19 protein-coding genes and 1 pseudogene are annotated in these 17,421 nt (G+C 46.1%); 12 read left to right on the top strand and 8 right to left on the bottom strand.

Annotated elements, in window-relative coordinates:
* Nucleotides 1-17 precede the first annotated feature (17 nt).
* Both recA and rlmH read left to right on the top strand, forming a co-directional pair.
* Entirely contained in the window at nt 18-1,046 is a 1,029-nt protein-coding gene (recA, locus tag BN102_RS07465; protein ID WP_019208495.1) for a recombinase RecA, read from the top strand.
* Nucleotides 1,047-1,308: 262 nt separating this feature from the next.
* Complete coding sequence (gene rlmH / locus BN102_RS07470) at nt 1,309-1,782, top strand: 23S rRNA (pseudouridine(1915)-N(3))-methyltransferase RlmH (RefSeq protein WP_019208497.1); 474 nt, start codon at nt 1,309-1,311, stop codon at nt 1,780-1,782.
* Between the two features lie 276 nt (nt 1,783-2,058).
* Here the strand turns inward: rlmH and BN102_RS07475 are convergent.
* The 8 genes and pseudogenes from BN102_RS07475 to BN102_RS07510 all read right to left on the bottom strand — a co-directional run bounded on the left by BN102_RS07475 (nt 2,059) and on the right by BN102_RS07510 (nt 9,613).
* A pseudogene (locus BN102_RS07475) lies at nt 2,059-2,857 on the bottom strand (TerB family tellurite resistance protein).
* A 3-nt stretch (nt 2,858-2,860) separates the two neighbouring features.
* Nucleotides 2,861-3,475, bottom strand: a complete 615-nt coding sequence (locus BN102_RS07480; protein WP_019208499.1) for a glutathione peroxidase — start codon at nt 3,473-3,475, stop codon at nt 2,861-2,863.
* 172 nt (nt 3,476-3,647) lie between these two features.
* Complete coding sequence (locus tag BN102_RS07485; RefSeq protein WP_019208500.1) at nt 3,648-4,751, bottom strand: Mrp/NBP35 family ATP-binding protein; 1,104 nt, start codon at nt 4,749-4,751, stop codon at nt 3,648-3,650.
* 49 nt (nt 4,752-4,800) lie between these two features.
* A complete protein-coding gene (gene trmB, locus BN102_RS07490; RefSeq protein WP_019208501.1) occupies nt 4,801-5,559 on the bottom strand; it encodes a tRNA (guanosine(46)-N7)-methyltransferase TrmB in 759 nt (252 codons plus the stop codon).
* A gap of 71 nt (nt 5,560-5,630) precedes the next feature.
* The gene (locus tag BN102_RS07495; RefSeq protein ID WP_019208502.1) at nt 5,631-6,656 is read right to left on the bottom strand and encodes a branched-chain amino acid aminotransferase; all 1,026 of its coding nucleotides are present in this window, start codon (nt 6,654-6,656) and stop codon (nt 5,631-5,633) included.
* A 69-nt stretch (nt 6,657-6,725) separates the two neighbouring features.
* Nucleotides 6,726-6,941 (bottom strand): exodeoxyribonuclease VII small subunit, encoded by a 216-nt coding sequence (gene xseB / locus BN102_RS07500; RefSeq protein WP_019208503.1) that lies wholly within the window; start codon nt 6,939-6,941, stop codon nt 6,726-6,728.
* Nucleotides 6,941-8,245, bottom strand: coding sequence for an exodeoxyribonuclease VII large subunit (xseA, locus tag BN102_RS07505; RefSeq protein WP_019208504.1), 1,305 nt, complete (start codon nt 8,243-8,245; stop codon nt 6,941-6,943). Before xseA ends, xseB begins: the two co-directional genes overlap by 1 nt.
* A 6-nt stretch (nt 8,246-8,251) precedes the next feature.
* Nucleotides 8,252-9,613: a S8 family peptidase gene (locus BN102_RS07510; protein ID WP_019208505.1), complete on the bottom strand. Its 1,362-nt coding sequence runs from the start codon at nt 9,611-9,613 to the stop codon at nt 8,252-8,254.
* Nucleotides 9,614-9,725: 112 nt separating this feature from the next.
* Between BN102_RS07510 and BN102_RS07515 the strand changes: the two genes are divergently transcribed.
* From BN102_RS07515 to BN102_RS07560, 10 genes are all read left to right on the top strand, one after another.
* A complete protein-coding gene (locus tag BN102_RS07515) occupies nt 9,726-11,099 on the top strand; it encodes an MATE family efflux transporter (RefSeq protein WP_019208506.1) in 1,374 nt (457 codons plus the stop codon).
* 329 nt (nt 11,100-11,428) lie between these two features.
* A complete protein-coding gene (locus tag BN102_RS07520) occupies nt 11,429-11,812 on the top strand; it encodes a VOC family protein (protein ID WP_036787702.1) in 384 nt (127 codons plus the stop codon).
* Between the two features lie 228 nt (nt 11,813-12,040).
* On the top strand, nt 12,041-12,634 hold the full coding sequence (locus BN102_RS07525) for a TetR/AcrR family transcriptional regulator (protein ID WP_036787705.1): 594 nt from the start codon (nt 12,041-12,043) through the stop codon (nt 12,632-12,634).
* A gap of 38 nt (nt 12,635-12,672) precedes the next feature.
* Nucleotides 12,673-13,665, top strand: coding sequence for an Acg family FMN-binding oxidoreductase (locus BN102_RS07530; RefSeq protein WP_425357568.1), 993 nt, complete (start codon nt 12,673-12,675; stop codon nt 13,663-13,665).
* A gap of 143 nt (nt 13,666-13,808) precedes the next feature.
* Complete coding sequence (locus BN102_RS07535) at nt 13,809-14,093, top strand: hypothetical protein (RefSeq protein WP_019208511.1); 285 nt, start codon at nt 13,809-13,811, stop codon at nt 14,091-14,093.
* Nucleotides 14,080-14,949 carry a DNA damage-inducible protein D gene (gene dinD / locus BN102_RS07540; protein WP_036787711.1) on the top strand — a complete coding sequence of 290 codons (870 nt, stop codon included), beginning with the start codon at nt 14,080-14,082 and terminating at the stop codon, nt 14,947-14,949. The genes BN102_RS07535 and dinD overlap by 14 nt, the downstream gene beginning before the upstream one ends.
* 36 nt (nt 14,950-14,985) lie before the next feature.
* Nucleotides 14,986-15,546, top strand: coding sequence for a GNAT family N-acetyltransferase (locus BN102_RS07545; protein ID WP_019208513.1), 561 nt, complete (start codon nt 14,986-14,988; stop codon nt 15,544-15,546).
* 15 nt (nt 15,547-15,561) lie between these two features.
* The gene (locus tag BN102_RS07550; protein WP_019208514.1) at nt 15,562-16,092 is read left to right on the top strand and encodes an HXXEE domain-containing protein; all 531 of its coding nucleotides are present in this window, start codon (nt 15,562-15,564) and stop codon (nt 16,090-16,092) included.
* A 25-nt stretch (nt 16,093-16,117) separates the two neighbouring features.
* Nucleotides 16,118-16,906 carry a class I SAM-dependent methyltransferase gene (locus tag BN102_RS07555; protein WP_019208515.1) on the top strand — a complete coding sequence of 263 codons (789 nt, stop codon included), beginning with the start codon at nt 16,118-16,120 and terminating at the stop codon, nt 16,904-16,906.
* A gap of 29 nt (nt 16,907-16,935) precedes the next feature.
* Complete coding sequence (locus tag BN102_RS07560; RefSeq protein ID WP_019208516.1) at nt 16,936-17,253, top strand: TfoX/Sxy family protein; 318 nt, start codon at nt 16,936-16,938, stop codon at nt 17,251-17,253.
* Nucleotides 17,254-17,421 lie beyond the last annotated feature (168 nt).

Below are 17,421 nucleotides of genomic sequence, written 5' to 3' on the forward strand. Positions count from 1 at the left end.
CTATTAAAATTTCAATCATGGTAAAAGAAAAGACAGAAACAGAAAAGAAATCCGATAACTCGGAAAAATTAAAAGCGTTGCAAGCCGCTATGGATAAGATCGAGAAGAACTACGGAAAAGGCTCGATCATGAAATTGGGTGACAATAATGTGGAACAGGTCGACGTGATCCCTACCGGTTCCATCTCGTTGAATGCAGCATTAGGCGTAGGCGGTTATCCGAAAGGACGAATCATTGAAATCTACGGTCCCGAATCGTCGGGCAAGACAACCTTGGCCATTCATGCCATTGCCGAAGCGCAGAAAAAGGGTGGTATCGCCGCCTTTATCGATGCCGAACATGCATTCGACCGCTTTTACGCCGCCAAATTGGGTGTCGACGTCGATAATATATGGATCTCCCAACCGGATAACGGTGAGCAGGCCTTGGAGATAGCCGAACAGTTGATCCGTTCGTCAGCCATCGATATCATCGTGATCGATTCAGTGGCGGCATTGACTCCAAAAGCGGAGATCGAAGGTGACATGGGCGAAAATAAGGTCGGACTGCAAGCTCGTCTAATGTCACAAGCTTTACGCAAGCTCACTTCGTCCATCAGCAAGACCAATACGACCTGCATCTTCATCAACCAGCTACGTGAGAAGATAGGCATCATGTTTGGCAACCCAGAAACCACTACCGGCGGCAACGCCCTGAAATTTTATGCGTCGGTACGCTTGGATATTCGTCGTATCGGACAATTGAAAGACGGCGACGAAGTGATTGGAAACCAAGTACGCGTAAAGGTGGTGAAGAACAAAGTTGCCCCACCGTTTCGCAAAGCGGAATTCGATATCATGTTTGGCGAAGGCATATCCAAATCAGGAGAGATCATTGACTTGGGAGCGGAACTGGGCATTATCAAGAAGAGCGGCTCGTGGTTCAGTTATCAGGACACGAAGCTCGCGCAGGGACGCGATGCAGCCAAACAAGTAATACAAGATAATCCAGAACTGGCAGAAGAATTGGAGACTCAACTATTCGCCGCGCTGAAGGATAAAGAATGAAAAATGAAAGAGGAAAGCGGTCCTCTCGGATCGCTTTCCTCTTTCATTTAACCAATGTTATTATCCTACACTTAACCACCCTATTATATTACATTTTTATCCACATCCAGTATACAACCTATTGATTAAGCATCTCCCTTGTTTCATCTTTGCATACAAAAATAGGCTTAAACGATCCTCCTAAAAAATAAAATCGACGAACGGGCATTTTCTGTCGACCAATTCCTATTTTTGCACCGAGAACGAAATAATTCATACGCAAATGAAATTTACATTACTCGTCGTCGGACGCACGCTACAAAAACATTTCCTGAGGGGAGTCTCCGACTATACGGAACGCATCAAGCACTACATTCCCTTCGAAACGGAAATCATCCCCGAACCCAAAAGCGCGAAACACCTCCACGAAGATCAACAGAAGGAAAAAGAAGGGAATTCGATCCTGAAAGTCCTACGACAGGGAGACGTTCCCATCCTATTAGATGAACGCGGAAAAGAATTTCGTTCCGTCGAATTCGCCGCATGGATCAACCGACAAATGCAGACTACCAACAAACGGTTGGTATTCATCGTCGGAGGCCCTTACGGCTTTTCGGAAAAAGTATATGCTGCGGCACAGGAAAAAATCGCCTTATCGAAAATGACCTTCTCACACCAGATGACCCGCTTGATCTTCATAGAGCAACTGTACCGGGCGATGACCATTCTAAAAGGCGAACCTTATCATCATGAATGATCAGAGCAGTGTCCGTCCGCTAAAATGTTGCCAATTTTTTCCAACAGAACACGCGGAGAGGATATGAGACTTCCACGGATAAGATTTTCCACGTTTTCCGTCAACCGAAGAGGTGATCGGTTAACATTTTACGAGTTTTTATTAATTAATCAGATAAGATCGCCGATTATAATGATCGATGATAAACAAGTCTTCCCTCCTCCATCTGAAACGTTTGGAACACTTGCAATGAAGGCATTATGGAACGTCATTCGTTTTGACGGGAATACCGATAGTTCATTTCATCCCCCTAGCTTGGTAGATACGCGCGCGCGCTGTTGATTTCCTGAAATTTTTCTTCCGCCGCCTTACGGATATCCTCGCCTAATGTCGCCACCTTATCGGGATGATGTTTCAACGCCATCTGGCGATATGCCGCCCGCACCTCGCTGTCCGTAACGTTCGATGAGATTTCAAGCACTTTATACGCCTCTTCCAACGAGTCGCCCTTAAGGTTCAACAGTGAATCGATCTCCGTTTGCAAGAGTTGCAGGTAACCAGCGATTTCTCTCAGGGCGACGAGCTCTTCGAGCGCAACAATCCCATCGCTTCGGGCGATGCGCACGAGGAAATCCAATAGTTGAAGGCGCTGCCCGTAGTCCATATTGGCAGCAATCTGGGCGCTACAGTCGCGAATAGTATTTTTAAACGCTTCGGGATTACGACGGTTCATCTCTTTCTGTCGCTCGAACAGCGTCAACAATATCTGCTCGCCTTGCTGCACGGCGTATTCCCCGAAATTCATGCGGAGGAAATTGCGTACGTATTCCATTTCGCTATGCATCACCTTTCCATCGGCCTTGATGATGTACGAAGCCAACACCAACATGGAAAACAGAAAGTTGTTCCGTTCACCCTGATAAGTGCGTTGTTGTCGGGAATATCCGCTTGTCGTCCTGCCGGACGAAGCGCCGCCGGAACCGACGGAAATCGTCTCTTCGTCGACAAGAGAACCGATGAAATAACCCAGCAATGCTCCCAAAGGACCAAGGGTAACAAAGCCGAAAATGCCGCCGATCCACTTCGCCGCACCCATCGATCAACCTCCTTGCGATAAGAGTTTCTTCACTTCCACTTCTACATCGATCATCTTGGCTGTCGGCTCAAAGCGTTTTACCACCTTCCCTTGCTTATCGATAAGGAATTTGGTAAAATTCCACTTAATATCGGGATTTTTCCGATAATCAGGATCCTTTTTTCGAAGATTCTCATCGAGGAATTTACCGATCGGATCGGAGATATCGAACCCCTCGAACCCTTTCTGACGTTTGAGGTAGGTGTAAAGTGGGAGCTCGTTCTTGCCGTTTACATCGATCTTGTCAAATTGCGGAAAGCGGATGTCAAAGTTCGCCGTACAGTACGCATGAATCTCGGCGATCGAGCCTGGAGCCTGCTCTCCGAACTGGTTACAGGGAAAATCCAAGATGATGAATCCCATCGGTCCGTACTTTTCGTATAAGGCCTGAAGCTCTTTGTACTGCGACGTAAATCCACACCTGGTAGCCGTGTTGACAATGAGCAGCACCTGCCCTTTGTAGCGACCGAACGACACATCTTTACCTTCGATATCCTTTGCCGTGAAGCTGTAAATGTCGGTCTGTGCGGACATCGTAAAGGGAAACCAGATCAGCCACATTAAAATAAACTTTTTCATATCGTGTATTATTTATCGCCCGTAAAGATACGAATAAAAACAAATCTTCCCTTTTCACCGCCGTTTCTTTTATAGATCCGTAACTTTTCCTTTCATTGCTCTCCGTAACGGGAGAGCCATCGCTGTTTCGGAAACGCTGGTAAGTCGTTGAGCTTACTGACAAAAGAGACGTTCAATCTCTCTTTACCTCCACGATGCGGGTAGGAGGTTCAGTGAGGTTACGGAGTTCGGTCTGCCTCACTACGTTCTCCGCTAATCGGAGAAACGCCTTCCCGACAACAGAATTCCTGTCCAAAGCAGTAGGTGCGCCTCGATCCCCGCTCTCGCAGATACACTGTACGATAGGAATCTGCCCCAACAACGGCACATCCATCGCCTCGGCCAACTTCTTCACGCCCTCGCGACCAAAGATGTAATACCTGTTCTCAGGCAATTCCGCCGGCGTAAACCAGGCCATATTCTCCACCAAGCCGAGGATCGGTACATTCACCTTGTCGGCCGTATACATGTGGATACCTTTTCTAGCGTCCGCTAAAGCCACCTCCTGCGGAGTGCTGACAATCACTGCCCCCGTGATGGCCAACGTCTGTACCAACGTGAGATGAACATCACTCGTTCCGGGGGGAGTATCGATAATGAAATAATCCAACGCCCCCCATTGGGCATCCCCGATCAGTTGTTTGAGGGCATTGCTGGCCATTCCGCCGCGCCACAACGTAGGCTGGTCGGGATCGACGAAGAAACCGATCGACAAGAGCTTGACGCCATACTTTTCGATCGGGACGATGAGATCTCGCCCGCCAATCTTCTCAGCATAGGGACGAGCTTCTTCTACCTGAAACATCTTCGGCATGGAAGGCCCGAAGATGTCGGCGTCAAGCAGCCCCACCTTGTATCCCGCTCCGGCTAAAGCTACGGCCAGATTGGCAGCTACAGTCGATTTTCCTACACCGCCTTTACCCGACGATACGGCAATGATATTCTTCACCTGGGGCAATAACTTTCCCGGCTCGGGGCGGGCTTCCTGAAGACTCTCAACGCGGATATCAACCCGCACATCGGGCGATACGTACGTACGAATAGCCGTTTCGGCAGCTTTCACCATAGAGTTTCTGAAGGGATCGGTCGGCTTTTCAAACAGTAATGAAAAACTAACCGACATCCCCTCGATACGAATGTTGTCCGCCACCATTCCCGCCTCAACCAAGTTCTTTCCAGAACCCGGATAACGGACGGTTGCCAATGCATCAACGATTAATTTCGGATATAATGTCATGATTTTATCTTTTTAAAAGAATCAACATTCCTAATACGGTACATGGCTGCTATTTACTCGTCAACAATCCGTTTCGTTTGTGCCGGTTATAACTGCGATAATCGTCCAGAGGGATTTCCACCTCCGGTTCGTGCAAGTCGACCGTTTCGGGTAAACGGAATCGGAGGTACTTTATCTTCAGCCCTCTGTCTAACCATTGCTGCTCATAACAGGTACGGATATGCAGCGCTTCCTCCGCCGCACCCGACCGGTAGAGGTCGTCGGTGCAGGCCTCCATGTGGAAGCGATTCGCCTCCGCCATACATCGGGTATAGGTAAACAAGAAGTTGCTATCTGTTTTCAGATGAATGAGGCCGTCGGGGATGAGAAATTTCCGATATCGCTCCATAAAAAAAGTCGAGGTCAGTCGCTTGGTCTCCTTCTTCATCTGGGGATCGGAGAAAGTCAACCATATCTCACTCACCTCGCGCGCTGCGAAGAAACGGTCGATTATCGAGATGTCGGTCCGCAGAAAGGCGACGTTCGTTAAACCTCCTGCAAGAGACTCGGTAGCGCCGGTCCACATTCGCGCCCCCTTAATATCGACACCGATAAAGTTCTTTTCAGGATGGAGCCGGGCCAACCCAACGGCATATTCCCCTTTTCCACAGCCCAACTCGAGTACAAGAGGGTGATCGTTATGAAAAAAATCTTCACTCCAGCACCCTTTCAGTTCGAAAGGGGCTGCCTCTACCACCGAATAAGGACATTCGAAAACGTGAGGATACGTTTTCATATCGGCGAACTTCGCTAACTTTCCTTTTCCCATAAAAGCAACGGTATCAACGTTTCGCCCAAGGCACGGCAACTCTGCCGCATCCGAGCGAAAGATTCGATCTGTCAGTCCACCATCGTCACCCAATGATGCACGTCCGGTTCGTCGCCATATTGAATGGCTCGCAGCTTGTTGTACAGCTTCGTGCTGACAGGGCCTGGGTTCCCATCTTTCGAAATGACGAACGACTTCTGCATTTCCAAGTCGTCAATCCTCGCGATAGGACTGATCACGGCAGCGGTACCGCACGCACCCGCCTCTTCGAAGGTCGCCAATTCGTCTTCAGGAATTTGCCGGCGTTCGACTTTCATTCCGAGGTCTTCGGCCAACTGCATCAGGCTCTTGTTGGTAATTGACGGGAGGATGGACGTAGACTTCGGTGTCACGTACGTGTTATTCTTGATCCCGAAAAAGTTGGCGGCACCGCACTCGTCCATGTATTTCTTCTCTTTAGCATCCAAATAGAACTCGCTGCTATAGCCCAGGTCGTGAGCCATCTTATTCGCCTTCAAGCTGGCTGCATAGTTACCGCCGACCTTGTACATGCCCGTTCCCAGCGGAGCGGAACGATCGTATTCGCGGATGATAACGTAAGGATTTGCCGCAAAGCCGCCTTTAAAATATGGACCGACAGGTGTGACGAAAACCACGAACAAGTATTCCTTCGAAGGATGGACACCCACCTGCGCGCTGGTGCCGATCAACAACGGACGGATATACAAGGTGGCACCGCTCTCGTAAGGAGGAATGAAACGTTCATTGGCTTTAACGACCATCTTCACGGCTTTCACGAAAGTGTCCGTCGGGAGTTCGGGCATCAGGATGCCGCGGCACGTACTTTGGAGGCGAGCGGCATTTTCTTCCGGACGGAAGACTCTGATCTTTCCGTCCTTGCCGCGATAGGCCTTCAGTCCTTCGAAAGCTTCCTGACCGTAGTGCAAACAAACCGCTGCCATGTGCACGTTGATAGTCTCTTCGGAGCAGAGTTCCAATTCCCCCCATTTTCCGTCACGATAATAACAACGCACGTTGTAATCTGTCCTCATATAACCAAAAGCCAGATTTTTCCAATCAATTTCTTTCATATACATTCCTTTTTTCCGATCTTCTACAAAAATACAGTGAATATTTTCATAAAGCAACCAAATCGCCGTTATTTTTCAGGCATCATTTTCAATTGTTTCGTGTTCCTCCAACAGTTTCCGGATTTCGCTGTCCGTCCGGTATAGCTTATCCCGGCAAAACTTAATCAAAGCCTGTGCTTCTTTCAGGTTTTCGCCGATAACATCTATGTCTAACTCTCCATCGTCGATGCTCGATACGATCGCTTCCAATCGTCGCATCGCTTCTTCATACGTTTGTTTTTTCTTCTCCATTATTCTGTTACCGTACTTGTTATCTTTCCATACATCACACGAGTCTCTAACCGATCTCCCGGCTTCACCCGAGCGGCATCCGTAACCGCCTTCCCGTTCCACAGGGTAATGCTATACCCACGTTTGAACAGGAGCTCCGGCGATGCAGCTTTCACCTGCTGTTCCCACAGATCGAGTCGATGTCTTTCCTTTTCCATTCCCGAGCGGATAACGGCATCCAATCGCTGATCTATTTGCAGAAGCGCGTGTTCCTCTTTTTCCAAGCGAACTTTGACGGAAGTCAGCATCCGCCGAGCCAAGCGTTCCTGTCGAAAGAGTTCCCGATCCAATCGTTTCGACACCTGAATCGGAATACGCTCTGTCAAACGGAAAAGACGCTCCTTTTCTTCCCGAATTCTCTCCGAAATCGAGCGGACGAGGGCAGCGGCAACATTCTCCAAATTCTCGGCAACCTCACGAAGATGTTCGATCAGGAACTCGGCGGCAGCCGTCGGAGTTTTCATCTTGGTATGGGCTACGCTGTCCAATACCGTATCGTCTCGTTCGTGCCCGATACCCGTAATGATGGGTAAGGGGAACTGCGCACAGTTCACCGCCAAATCGTAAGTATCGAAACCGCTCAAATCGGAGGTCGCTCCGCCACCACGAATGATGACGACCGCATCCCAATTGTCCGCCTGGGCATAGATGGTATTCAAGGCATCGATCACGGATATTTCCACCGAATCACCCTGCATGACGGCCGGAAACAGTCGAGGATAAAAGACGAATCCATAAGGATTATTCCGCAACTGATGACAAAAATCACCGTAACCCGCCGCCGTAGCCGAAGAAATCACAGCTATCCGCTGGGCAAACAACGGAAAATCCAACTCCTTATTAAGGTGCAAGACGCCTTCCTCTTCCAATCTCCGGAGAATTTCCCGCCTCTGCCGGGCCATATCGCCCAAGGTGTACGTAGGATCGATATCGACTATCGTCAGCGAATAACCGTACAATTCATGAAAGTCCACCACGACTTCGACCAACACCTTGATCCCCGCCACAAAAGGTTGCCCTGTCTCCTGTTCGAAATATGGTTTCAGCAGTTGAAACACATTCTTCCAAATATTCCCTCTGGCCTTAGCCAGCAAAGCGTTGCTTCCCTCCTCCTTCTGAATGAACTCCACATAGCAATGTCCTGCATAATTGATACGCACCTCGCTCAACTCGGCCTGCACCCAACAAGGAGTGTGCAGAGTTTCTTTCAACGTCTGTTTTACCAACGAATTCAGTTCGTATAAAGAGAATGGCGATTGCTTCATAAACGGTTATCTTCTGTTCTCCCGATAAGCTTTCCAAATATCAGCGACGCCGTAGCCGTAGATATTATCGGGATAATCTTTCCGGTCGCCGCTTCGGCGAATGGCTTCGATCACCTGTTTGGCCGTCAAATAGGGACAAGCTTGCCAAAAACAAGCAATCAGCCCACACAACGTAGGTGTAGCAAAGGATGTGCCGTTTCCGTGCGAGGGCTGCCCGTCGGCTCCCAGCACACATGCATAAACGCCTAAGGCCATTACATCCGGTTTTATCCTTCCATCGGCCGTATTTCCTACGGAAGAGAAGTTTGCATTGATGCCTTTCCCATCCACTGCGCCAACCGTAACGATCTCTTCGGCGTCACCAGGTGGAGTAATCTTTTTCCAAGGTTTGGAACCGGAGTTGCCTGCGCTGCAAACCAGTACCATCCCTTTCTGCGCCACCATGGAGGCAGTATTCGACATCAAGGAGCAATGCCCGTCTAAATCCTGATATCGATACGTGTCCGCCGGGTCATCGAACGCATCGTATCCTAAGGAAGTGTTAATCACATCGACACCCGCACTATCCGCGAATTCGACTGCAGTCGCCCAATAATCCTCCTCGACAGGTTGTTCCGTATCATTATCCTCGCTGCGAAGCAACCAATAAGATGCTTCCGGCGCCGTACCCACCATCCTATGGGGCATACGGGCTGCCATACAAGAGAACACCATCATGCCGTGAGCATGTTCGGCATAGATATCCGAACGAGGATTCACGAAATCACGAGTTCCCAACAAGTCGATATCCTTAAACGCCGGTATCACATCCGCATTATAAAAACCGGCATCGATCACAGCGATTTCCATCCCCTTCCCTTTAAAACCGGCGGCATGGAGACTATCGCCATGGTGGAGGGCGATCTGCCGGAAAGCGTCTCCGTAATAATTCCCCGTCTTTTCGACTTGCTTCTTGACTTGCTCTTTCCGCCGACTATTCCGTTCGGGAACACTATCCGGTTCGACCCAAACCCGGCGGGTTTTCAGTACGAAAGGGAGACTTGCGATCCGATCCACCAGGATGGAATCGGCCGTTTGAATGAGGACGGTATTATTCCATTTACTTCGGGTGACAATGTCGACGCCTACCTGCTTAATCTCATCCACATAGGCCTTATTCAATGGGAGATCGGTACTGTCGACCGACAATTGCTGTCTTGCCCTTCTTTCCAAGGCTTTCATCGACAGAAAAGCCTGCGGATGATCCAAAGTATAAGACGTCCCCACTTTATCGCGCAAATAAATGCGATATCGCGAAACTTTCTGCGCCAACAAAGGGTATATGCTCAGTGCGATGAACGCCATGCCCAAAACTCTTCTCAAACTCATCTTGCCCTACCCTAACAATTACAGGGCAAAGATACGAAAAAGATATTCAAACCGCTGATGAGACGACATATTTTATTAACTTTGCAGACGATTCATCAGACGAAAGACGGATATGACGAAAACAGGATTGAGCAGGGCCCAAGAACTCGGCACCAAATCGGTCAGCAAACTCTTGGCACAGTATGCACTGCCTTCTATTATCGCTATGACGGCTGCTTCGTTGTATAACATGATCGACAGCATCTTCATCGGGCACGGTGTCGGATCATTGGCCTTTTCCGGACTGGCCGTCACGTTTCCCTTCATGAATCTGTCGACGGCATTCGGAACGTTAGTAGGCGTGGGAGCCTCGACGCTCATTTCCGTCAGGCTGGGTCAGAAAGATTACGATACAGCCAAGAAAGTGCTGGGGAACGTCGTATCCTTAAATCTGCTCATCGGCACCGGATTTGCTGTCCTCGCAGTGCTATTCTTAGATCCTATTCTTTACTTTTTCGGAGCCAGCGAGGGCACGATCCGTTATGCAAGAGAATACATGGTGATCATTCTGGCAGGCAACATTTTTACTCACATGTATTTCGGGCTAAACGCCGTATTGAGGGCATCCGGCCATCCCAAAGAAGCCATGATCGCCACGATCAACACCGTCGTAATCAATACCATCCTCGATCCTGTCTTCATCTTCGGCTTAGGTTGGGGAATCAGAGGAGCCGCCGTCGCCACCGTATTGGCTCAGGTGATCTCTTTGTGCTGGCAGATAAAGATCTTCACCAACAAGAACGAAATAGTATATTTCAGCAAGGGTATTTATATGTTAAAGAAAGATATCGTCAAACGCATCCTCGCCATCGGCCTATCGCCTTTTTTGATGAACTTGGCCAGCTGCCTGATCGTCATCTTCATCAACAGAGGCCTGAAGTTGTACGGAGGAGATTTGGCCATCGGGGCTTTCGGAATCGTGAACCGGATCGCATTCATCTTCACCATGTTCGTCATGGGGCTGAATCAGGGGATGCAGCCTATCGCCGGCTTCAACTTTGGGGCGAAGCAATACGACCGTGTCGATCGAGTGCTGAAACTGACCATCTGTTATGCCACTCTTGTCATGACGACGGGATTCTTTATCGGAGAGTTTCTTCCCGAATTAGCATCGAAAGCCTTTACTTCCACCGACGAATTGATCCGTATCTCGACGAAAGGCATGCGCATCGCCTTTACTTTCTTCCCCATCATTGGGTTCCAGATGGTCACGTCAAACTTCTTCCAGAGCATCGGCATGGCAGGGAAGGCCATATTCCTTTCTCTCACCCGCCAGCTGTTATTTCTGCTACCCTGCCTGATTGTCCTTCCGCTATTCATGGGAGGAGACGGCATTTGGTGGAGCATGCCCGTATCGGATTTGTTGGCCAGTGTCGTAGCGTCCTTCCTCCTCATCCACCAGTTCCGAACATTCAACGCCCATAAGGCGACTTCGATCAACGGATAAAGAGAGTGTATCGGGCGAAGGCATATGCTGTTTTAAAAGAAGCCGACTTATACAAGCCACTATTTCTGTTCATTAACTGAATCAATAGACACTTCTGCGGTAGCCATACTAAAATGGTAGACAGCATTCGATTTGTCATGCTGAAATGTGGCACTTGGGCAGAGATACATCTGCTTCAAGTGCTGTTTTTGATAAAATACAAAGTAGATATTTTCATTTCGATATTAAAAGCTCTTAAACTATATATTGTGAACTCTGCCTTTTATTTTATCTTTGCAATTGTAACGGTAGAAAAAAGATAGAATAATTCTCAAACATAATTTATGAAAATAAAAATAGACCATATTGCAATGTATGTATGCGACCTCGAAGGTGCAAGGGATTTCTTCGTACGATATTTCGGGGCAAAGCCCAATGCCGGCTACCATAATGTACAGACAGGTTTCCGCTCTTTCTTCTTGTCTTTCGACGATAATGTACGATTGGAGGTGATGACCAAACCGCAAATGACAGACGGTGAAAAAGAGAGGAACAGAACGGGCTTTATTCACCTTTCTTTCAGCGTAGGAAGTAAAGAACAAGTGGATACGCTAACGGCTCAATTAAAGACAGATGGCTTCGAAGTGGCCGATGGACCAAGAACTACCGGTGATGGTTATTACGAGAGCTGTATTGTGGGCTTTGAAGGTAATTTGATAGAGATTACCGTTTAAATGAAATTTTTCATATGCCGGAAACACCGTTTTCAAGGCTCAAAAACGCGACTTATAATGAGGTAGCCAAGTTCGATATGGATAATCTCTAATTCCTTTCAATCATCGCTTTGACCAAATGTTAAATTTTATACAAAAAGAGTGATTTTTCGTATATTTCTTTGCGTGTTACCGACAAGTAACGTATCTTTGCCGTTACTTAATGGTAACATTTTATTTAAGAAAGAAATGAAAGACAGAGAACTTACAGAAAAGATAATACTTGAAGCGGTCGGGAATATTATCGAAAACGATGGTTTTGAGAAATTAGGCGTGAATGCAATAGCTCAAAGGGCAGGAGTTTCCAAAGTGCTTATATACAGATATTTCGGAGGGATTGATGAATTGATTGCACAATACCTCTTCCAAAAAGATTATTGGGCGAATACGGATATGGACATAATCAAACCGTCTGACATCGGAGGAAGCCTTAAACGCCTGTTCAGAGAGCAAGTCATACGGCTGAGGAATGATATTACATTAAAGCGATTGTGCAGATGGGAACTCTCCACTGAAAATGAAAATATTCGCTGTTTACGTGAAAAAAGAGAACAGAATGGCTGTAATTTGATAAAAAGAATAAGTCAACTGACATGTTCTCAGAATTCGGAAGTGGCTTCTTTGGCAAGTATCATTTCCGCATCTATCAGTTATCTGGCTCTGATGGAAGAACGAAATCCGATATATAACGGTATCGACTTGCGAAGCGATAACGGATGGGAACAGATAATAAAGGGGATAGATTTAATAATAGACTTATGGATAAAAGAAATTCAACAATGAGAAAAATATTTATAACATTTATTATATTCATAGGAACAATGAGCAACATATTCGCCCAAAACACAGATTATCTGTTTATGATAGAACATGCGGTAAAAGCTCCATCCGGACATAACACTCAGCCGTGGTTGTTTAAGATATTTAAATCGGAGATAGACATTTATCCAGACTTCACAAAATCGCTGCCGGCCGTGGATCCAAACAACCGAGAATTGTTTGTCAGTCTTGGTTGTGCTGCCGAAAACCTCTGTATTGCGGCGAGCCATAAAGGATATGGGACAAATGTGACGATTACGGAAAATGGTGTTATAAAAATCAGACTTTCGCAAGAAAACCTAAATATAGCATCATCCTTATTTCCTCAAATACCTATAAGACAAACAAACCGAAGCGTCTATAATGGGAAAATCGTACCTGATGACAGTATAGCCATATTAAAGGGTATTGATACAGGGCCTTGTATAGGGGTACACTTTTTCAAGAATGGTACACCAGAATATGAAATCATCTCAAAAATGGTTTATACGGGTAATAGCATACAAATGAACAATAGAGAATTTAAGAGTGAATTGCAGCAATGGATGCGCTATAACAAAAAGCATCAGGATACAACGAAAGACGGTTTGAGCTATGCCGTATTTGGAGCTCCCAATATTCCTCGTTTTATTGCTAAACCGATTATCAGTGGAGTCATCAATGAAAAATCCCAAAACAAAAATGATAGGAAAAAGATAGAATCCTCCTCTCATTTTATTCTGCTTACTACTTTAAACAACACGATTGAGCAGTGGATAAACTTAGGCAGGGTATTGGAACGCATATTACTGAGGACTACGGAAATGGGAATTTCGCATGCCTACCTGAATCAACCTAATGAAGTAAGCGATTTGTCTTTGGAAATGGCACAGAAACTGGGCATCTCAAATGAATATCCTACCATACTCATACGTATCGGTTATGGGAAAAAGATGCCGTATTCATTGAGAAGAAATATAGAATCCTGTATCTTACCAATTGAGCATTTACCATGAGTATGTCTCTTTCTGTCTTTCCATGTGTCGGGAACACCGTTTTCAAGGCTTAAAAATGCGATTTCATAACTCGCTGATAATCAATGCTTAGCAAGAAGCCAAAATTGTCTTATAAGAGAATTAAAATTGTCTTATAAGACTTTTTGAAGAGTCCTATAAGACAATTTCGAGAGGGTGCACAGCAAGATGGATTTAACTATACTTTTAAAATTGAAATGATTGATAAAATAGTCCAAGCAGAAAATAAAGCAGAAGATATTGATAAGTTAATAACACTAATGCAAACATGGCTTGCTCTTGAATGGTATGGAATGAGAGAAGAAACTAAAAAAGGAATAATGAGCAAAGAAGATAAGAAAACTTTGCAGGATAATGAATATAATAAATATACAAAATGGATTGAGGAAAAAGACAATGGACAAAAATAGCATATTACAATACAAATCATCGTTCGACAACATCGTCCGATATATTGAAAGCGACGATGCAAAAGAACAAGTAGAAGTGTGGTTTGCACGCGAACTACAAACGATATTGGGCTATGCGCGCTGGGAGAACTTTCTTGTTGCCATACGACGGGCAGTAGATTCGTGTAAAGCGCAAGGTATCAACGTTGATGACCATTTTCGTGAGGTCACGAAAATGGTCGAATTAGGTAGTGGAGCCAAGCGAGAAGTATCCGACTTTATGCTTACCCGCTATGCCTGCTACCTCATCGCTCAAAACGGCGACCCAAAGAAAGAAGAAATTGCCTTCGCTCAAAGCTACTTTGCCGTACAAACACGAAAAGCAGAATTAATAGAAGAACGACTAAACCTGCTGTCTCGCTTAGAAACCCGCGATAAATTAAGAATGGCAGAAAAACAATTGTCACAGAACATATATCAGCGAGGCGTTGACGACAAAGGCTTTGGGCGCATACGATCTAAAGGCGACACGGCACTTTTCGGAGGACACACCACCGAAGATATGAAGAACCGACTGGGCGTAAAATCCAACAGGCCGTTGGCAGACTTTCTGCCCACACTTACCGTAGCTGCCAAGAACCTTGCTACGGAAATGACCAATTACAACGTAGAAAACAAAAACCTGTACGGAGAACAGCCCATTACGCGCGAACACATACAGAACAACCAAAGTGTGCGCGATATGTTGGGACAGCGCGGCATCAAACCTGAAGAACTTCCACCTGCCGAAGATATTAAGAAACTGGAACGCAAGGTTGCGCGAGATGAGAGAAAGATAGAGCGAGCCTCACGGAAACTTCCGAAGAATAAAAAGTAAAAAGTTAAGTAGATGAGTACAAACAGTAGATAAAATATGGAACTACAAACAGAACGCCTCTTGCTGCGCCCCTGGCACGAAGATGATGCCGAGGCACTTTATCGTTATGCCTGCAATCCCAACGTTGGGCCGATTGCAGGCTGGCCGCCACACACAAGCGTTGAAAACAGCCGAGAAATAATCAAAACCGTCCTCTCGGGCGAAGAATCCTACGCAGTTGTATTGAAAGAAACCGGCGAACCCATTGGCAGCATTGGAATAATGACCGCAAGAAGCGAAATTCACACTGTGAAGATTTCAGACACTGAATGCGAGATTGGTTATTGGATTGGCGAACCCTACTGGGGACAAGGATTGATTCCCGAAGCCATACGCGAAATACTTCGTCACGCCTTCGAGGATTTGCATCTTTCTTCCGTTTGGTGCGGTTATTACGACGGCAATGAAAAATCGCATCGTGCACAAGAGAAATGCGGGTTCATATACCATCACACCGAACATAATAACCCCGTACCATTGATGAACGATACTCGCACAGCGCACTTCACCAAAATCACTTTAGAAGATTGGAAAAACAACATCGGTAACTTGAAATAAATAACAAGGGAGGTTATGACAAAAATAAACTTAATAATGATGCTTCTCCCTGTCGTATTCATGGTTCACGAATACGAGGAAATTATGATGTTTAGACGTTGGATTGACAGGAACAGGGAAGAGTTAAGAAAACGATTCCCTAAAATCGAATCGTTCTTTACCCGACAAGGAGTTTTCGATTATTCCACTTCTACCTTCGCTGTTGGCACTGCTCACGAGTTCATACTTATTTCTGTTGTTTCGTTTTACTCCGTTTGGACAGGGGAGTATCAATGGTGGTTTGCCGCCTTGGCAGGGTATTCCGTTCACCTTTTAATACATATCGTGCAATGGATTGTGTATCGAAAGTATGTGCCGGTTATCATTACCAGCCTCCTAACATTACCTTATTGCATCTATGCTTTTGCTGAATTTTCAAAAATCACAGTTCTATCCTCCTCCCAAATGGTTTTATGGGCAGCTATTGGCATTGTTCTAACCGTATTAAGTTTGTTTTCTGCATTCTTTTGTATGGACAAATTTCAACGATGGGAAAAGGAAAGATAAATAGCAAATCAACAAGAAACAAACAATGGAAGATTATTATAAAACAAACAAAGAGGCGTGGAATGCAAGGACAAAGATACACCTGCATTCCTCGTTTTACGACTTGGATAAATTCAAGAAAGAGGTAAAGTCTGTTCCCGACTTGGATTTGTCTTTGTTGGGAGACATTCGGGGAAAGTCTATTCTGCATCTTCAATGTCATTTCGGCATGGATACGCTGTCCCTGTCAAAGATGGGAGCTGACATTGTGGGGGTAGATTTCTCAGAAGAAGCTATACAAACGGCAAAGTCTTTGAATGAGGAATTAGGACTGAATGCACAATTCTGCTGCTGCAACATATACGATGCGCCTGTCGTGCTGCAAGGGCAACAGTTTGACATCGTTTATACGTCTTACGGTGTTGTCAATTGGTTGCCCGACTTAATCCAATGGGGACATGTAATTTCACAAATGCTGAAAGACTGTGGAAGGTTCGTTATCGTGGAATTTCACCCCGTATTATGGATGTTCAATGAAGATTTTTCTCAAGTCCGATATGCTTATTCGCGCAAAGAACCTTACGTTGTGGAAGAAGCAACCTACACAGATTCGGAAAATGACAATCGGCAAAAGACCGTTACGTGGAATCACGGGCTGGCTGTAGTGCTGAATGGTTTGCTCTGTAATGGTTTGCAGATAAAGTCTTTCGGAGAGTATGATTACTCGCCTTTCAACCTATTTGGGAATATGACAGTTGAAAAGAACGGAACGTTCAAAATCGCAGGAAAGAATGGCGAGATACCGATGCTGTTTTCTGTTGCAGTGGTGAAATAATTATTGAGAATGAATTAAACCGATAGACTATGGCATGCAACAGTGATTTTGTACAATACGTTGCCGACCAATGTGCTGGTGCGGGCGAAATAACCGTCAGGAAAATGTTCGGCGACTACGGCATTTATTGCAACGGTAAAATCTTCGGACTCATTTGCGATGACCGACTCTACATCAAGCCGACAGAGGCTGCGAGAGGATTGCTGCGCGACGAGGATATGCATCCGCCATACCCCGGCGCAAAGGACTATTTCCATATTTCCGACGTTGACGACCGCGAATACCTCGTCTCCCTCGTTCGGGCCACCTACAACGATTTGCCCGAACCGAAACCAAAGAAAAGATAAAAAATCATATCTCACGAATTGTCATTGCCCTCGTGGCTGTGGCTTTCTTTATGGAGTACATTGACTCAACCGTCTTGGTGAAGGCTCTTGCCGTCCATCCTGCTCTCACGGGGATTCCACAAATCGGGATTACAGGAAAGTTTACGCGCTACTTTTCGATGCTTTTCC

This window comes from Phocaeicola abscessus CCUG 55929 (genome assembly GCF_000312445.1).
In the GTDB taxonomy this organism is placed as follows: Bacteria; Bacteroidota; Bacteroidia; order Bacteroidales; family Bacteroidaceae; genus Phocaeicola; species Phocaeicola abscessus.

Bases quoted from the DNA above. Each gene is read 5' to 3' on its own strand.
- rlmH (WP_019208497.1), top strand. From the start codon at position 1,309: ATGAAATTTACATTACTCGTCGTCGGACGCACGCTACAAAAACATTTC.
- BN102_RS07560 (WP_019208516.1), top strand. From the start codon at position 16,936: ATGGCATGCAACAGTGATTTTGTACAATACGTTGCCGACCAATGTGCT.
- BN102_RS07530 (WP_425357568.1), top strand. From the start codon at position 12,673: ATGAGCAACATATTCGCCCAAAACACAGATTATCTGTTTATGATAGAA.
- BN102_RS07555 (WP_019208515.1), top strand. From the start codon at position 16,118: ATGGAAGATTATTATAAAACAAACAAAGAGGCGTGGAATGCAAGGACA.
- recA (WP_019208495.1), top strand. From the start codon at position 18: ATGGTAAAAGAAAAGACAGAAACAGAAAAGAAATCCGATAACTCGGAA.
- BN102_RS07510 (WP_019208505.1), bottom strand. From the start codon at position 9,613: ATGAGTTTGAGAAGAGTTTTGGGCATGGCGTTCATCGCACTGAGCATA.
- xseA (WP_019208504.1), bottom strand. From the start codon at position 8,245: ATGAAGCAATCGCCATTCTCTTTATACGAACTGAATTCGTTGGTAAAA.
- dinD (WP_036787711.1), top strand. From the start codon at position 14,080: ATGGACAAAAATAGCATATTACAATACAAATCATCGTTCGACAACATC.
- BN102_RS07525 (WP_036787705.1), top strand. From the start codon at position 12,041: ATGAAAGACAGAGAACTTACAGAAAAGATAATACTTGAAGCGGTCGGG.
- BN102_RS07545 (WP_019208513.1), top strand. From the start codon at position 14,986: ATGGAACTACAAACAGAACGCCTCTTGCTGCGCCCCTGGCACGAAGAT.
- trmB (WP_019208501.1), bottom strand. From the start codon at position 5,559: ATGGGAAAAGGAAAGTTAGCGAAGTTCGCCGATATGAAAACGTATCCT.
- BN102_RS07485 (WP_019208500.1), bottom strand. From the start codon at position 4,751: ATGACATTATATCCGAAATTAATCGTTGATGCATTGGCAACCGTCCGT.
- BN102_RS07480 (WP_019208499.1), bottom strand. From the start codon at position 3,475: ATGAAAAAGTTTATTTTAATGTGGCTGATCTGGTTTCCCTTTACGATG.
- BN102_RS07515 (WP_019208506.1), top strand. From the start codon at position 9,726: ATGACGAAAACAGGATTGAGCAGGGCCCAAGAACTCGGCACCAAATCG.
- xseB (WP_019208503.1), bottom strand. From the start codon at position 6,941: ATGGAGAAGAAAAAACAAACGTATGAAGAAGCGATGCGACGATTGGAA.
- BN102_RS07495 (WP_019208502.1), bottom strand. From the start codon at position 6,656: ATGTATATGAAAGAAATTGATTGGAAAAATCTGGCTTTTGGTTATATG.
- BN102_RS07550 (WP_019208514.1), top strand. From the start codon at position 15,562: ATGACAAAAATAAACTTAATAATGATGCTTCTCCCTGTCGTATTCATG.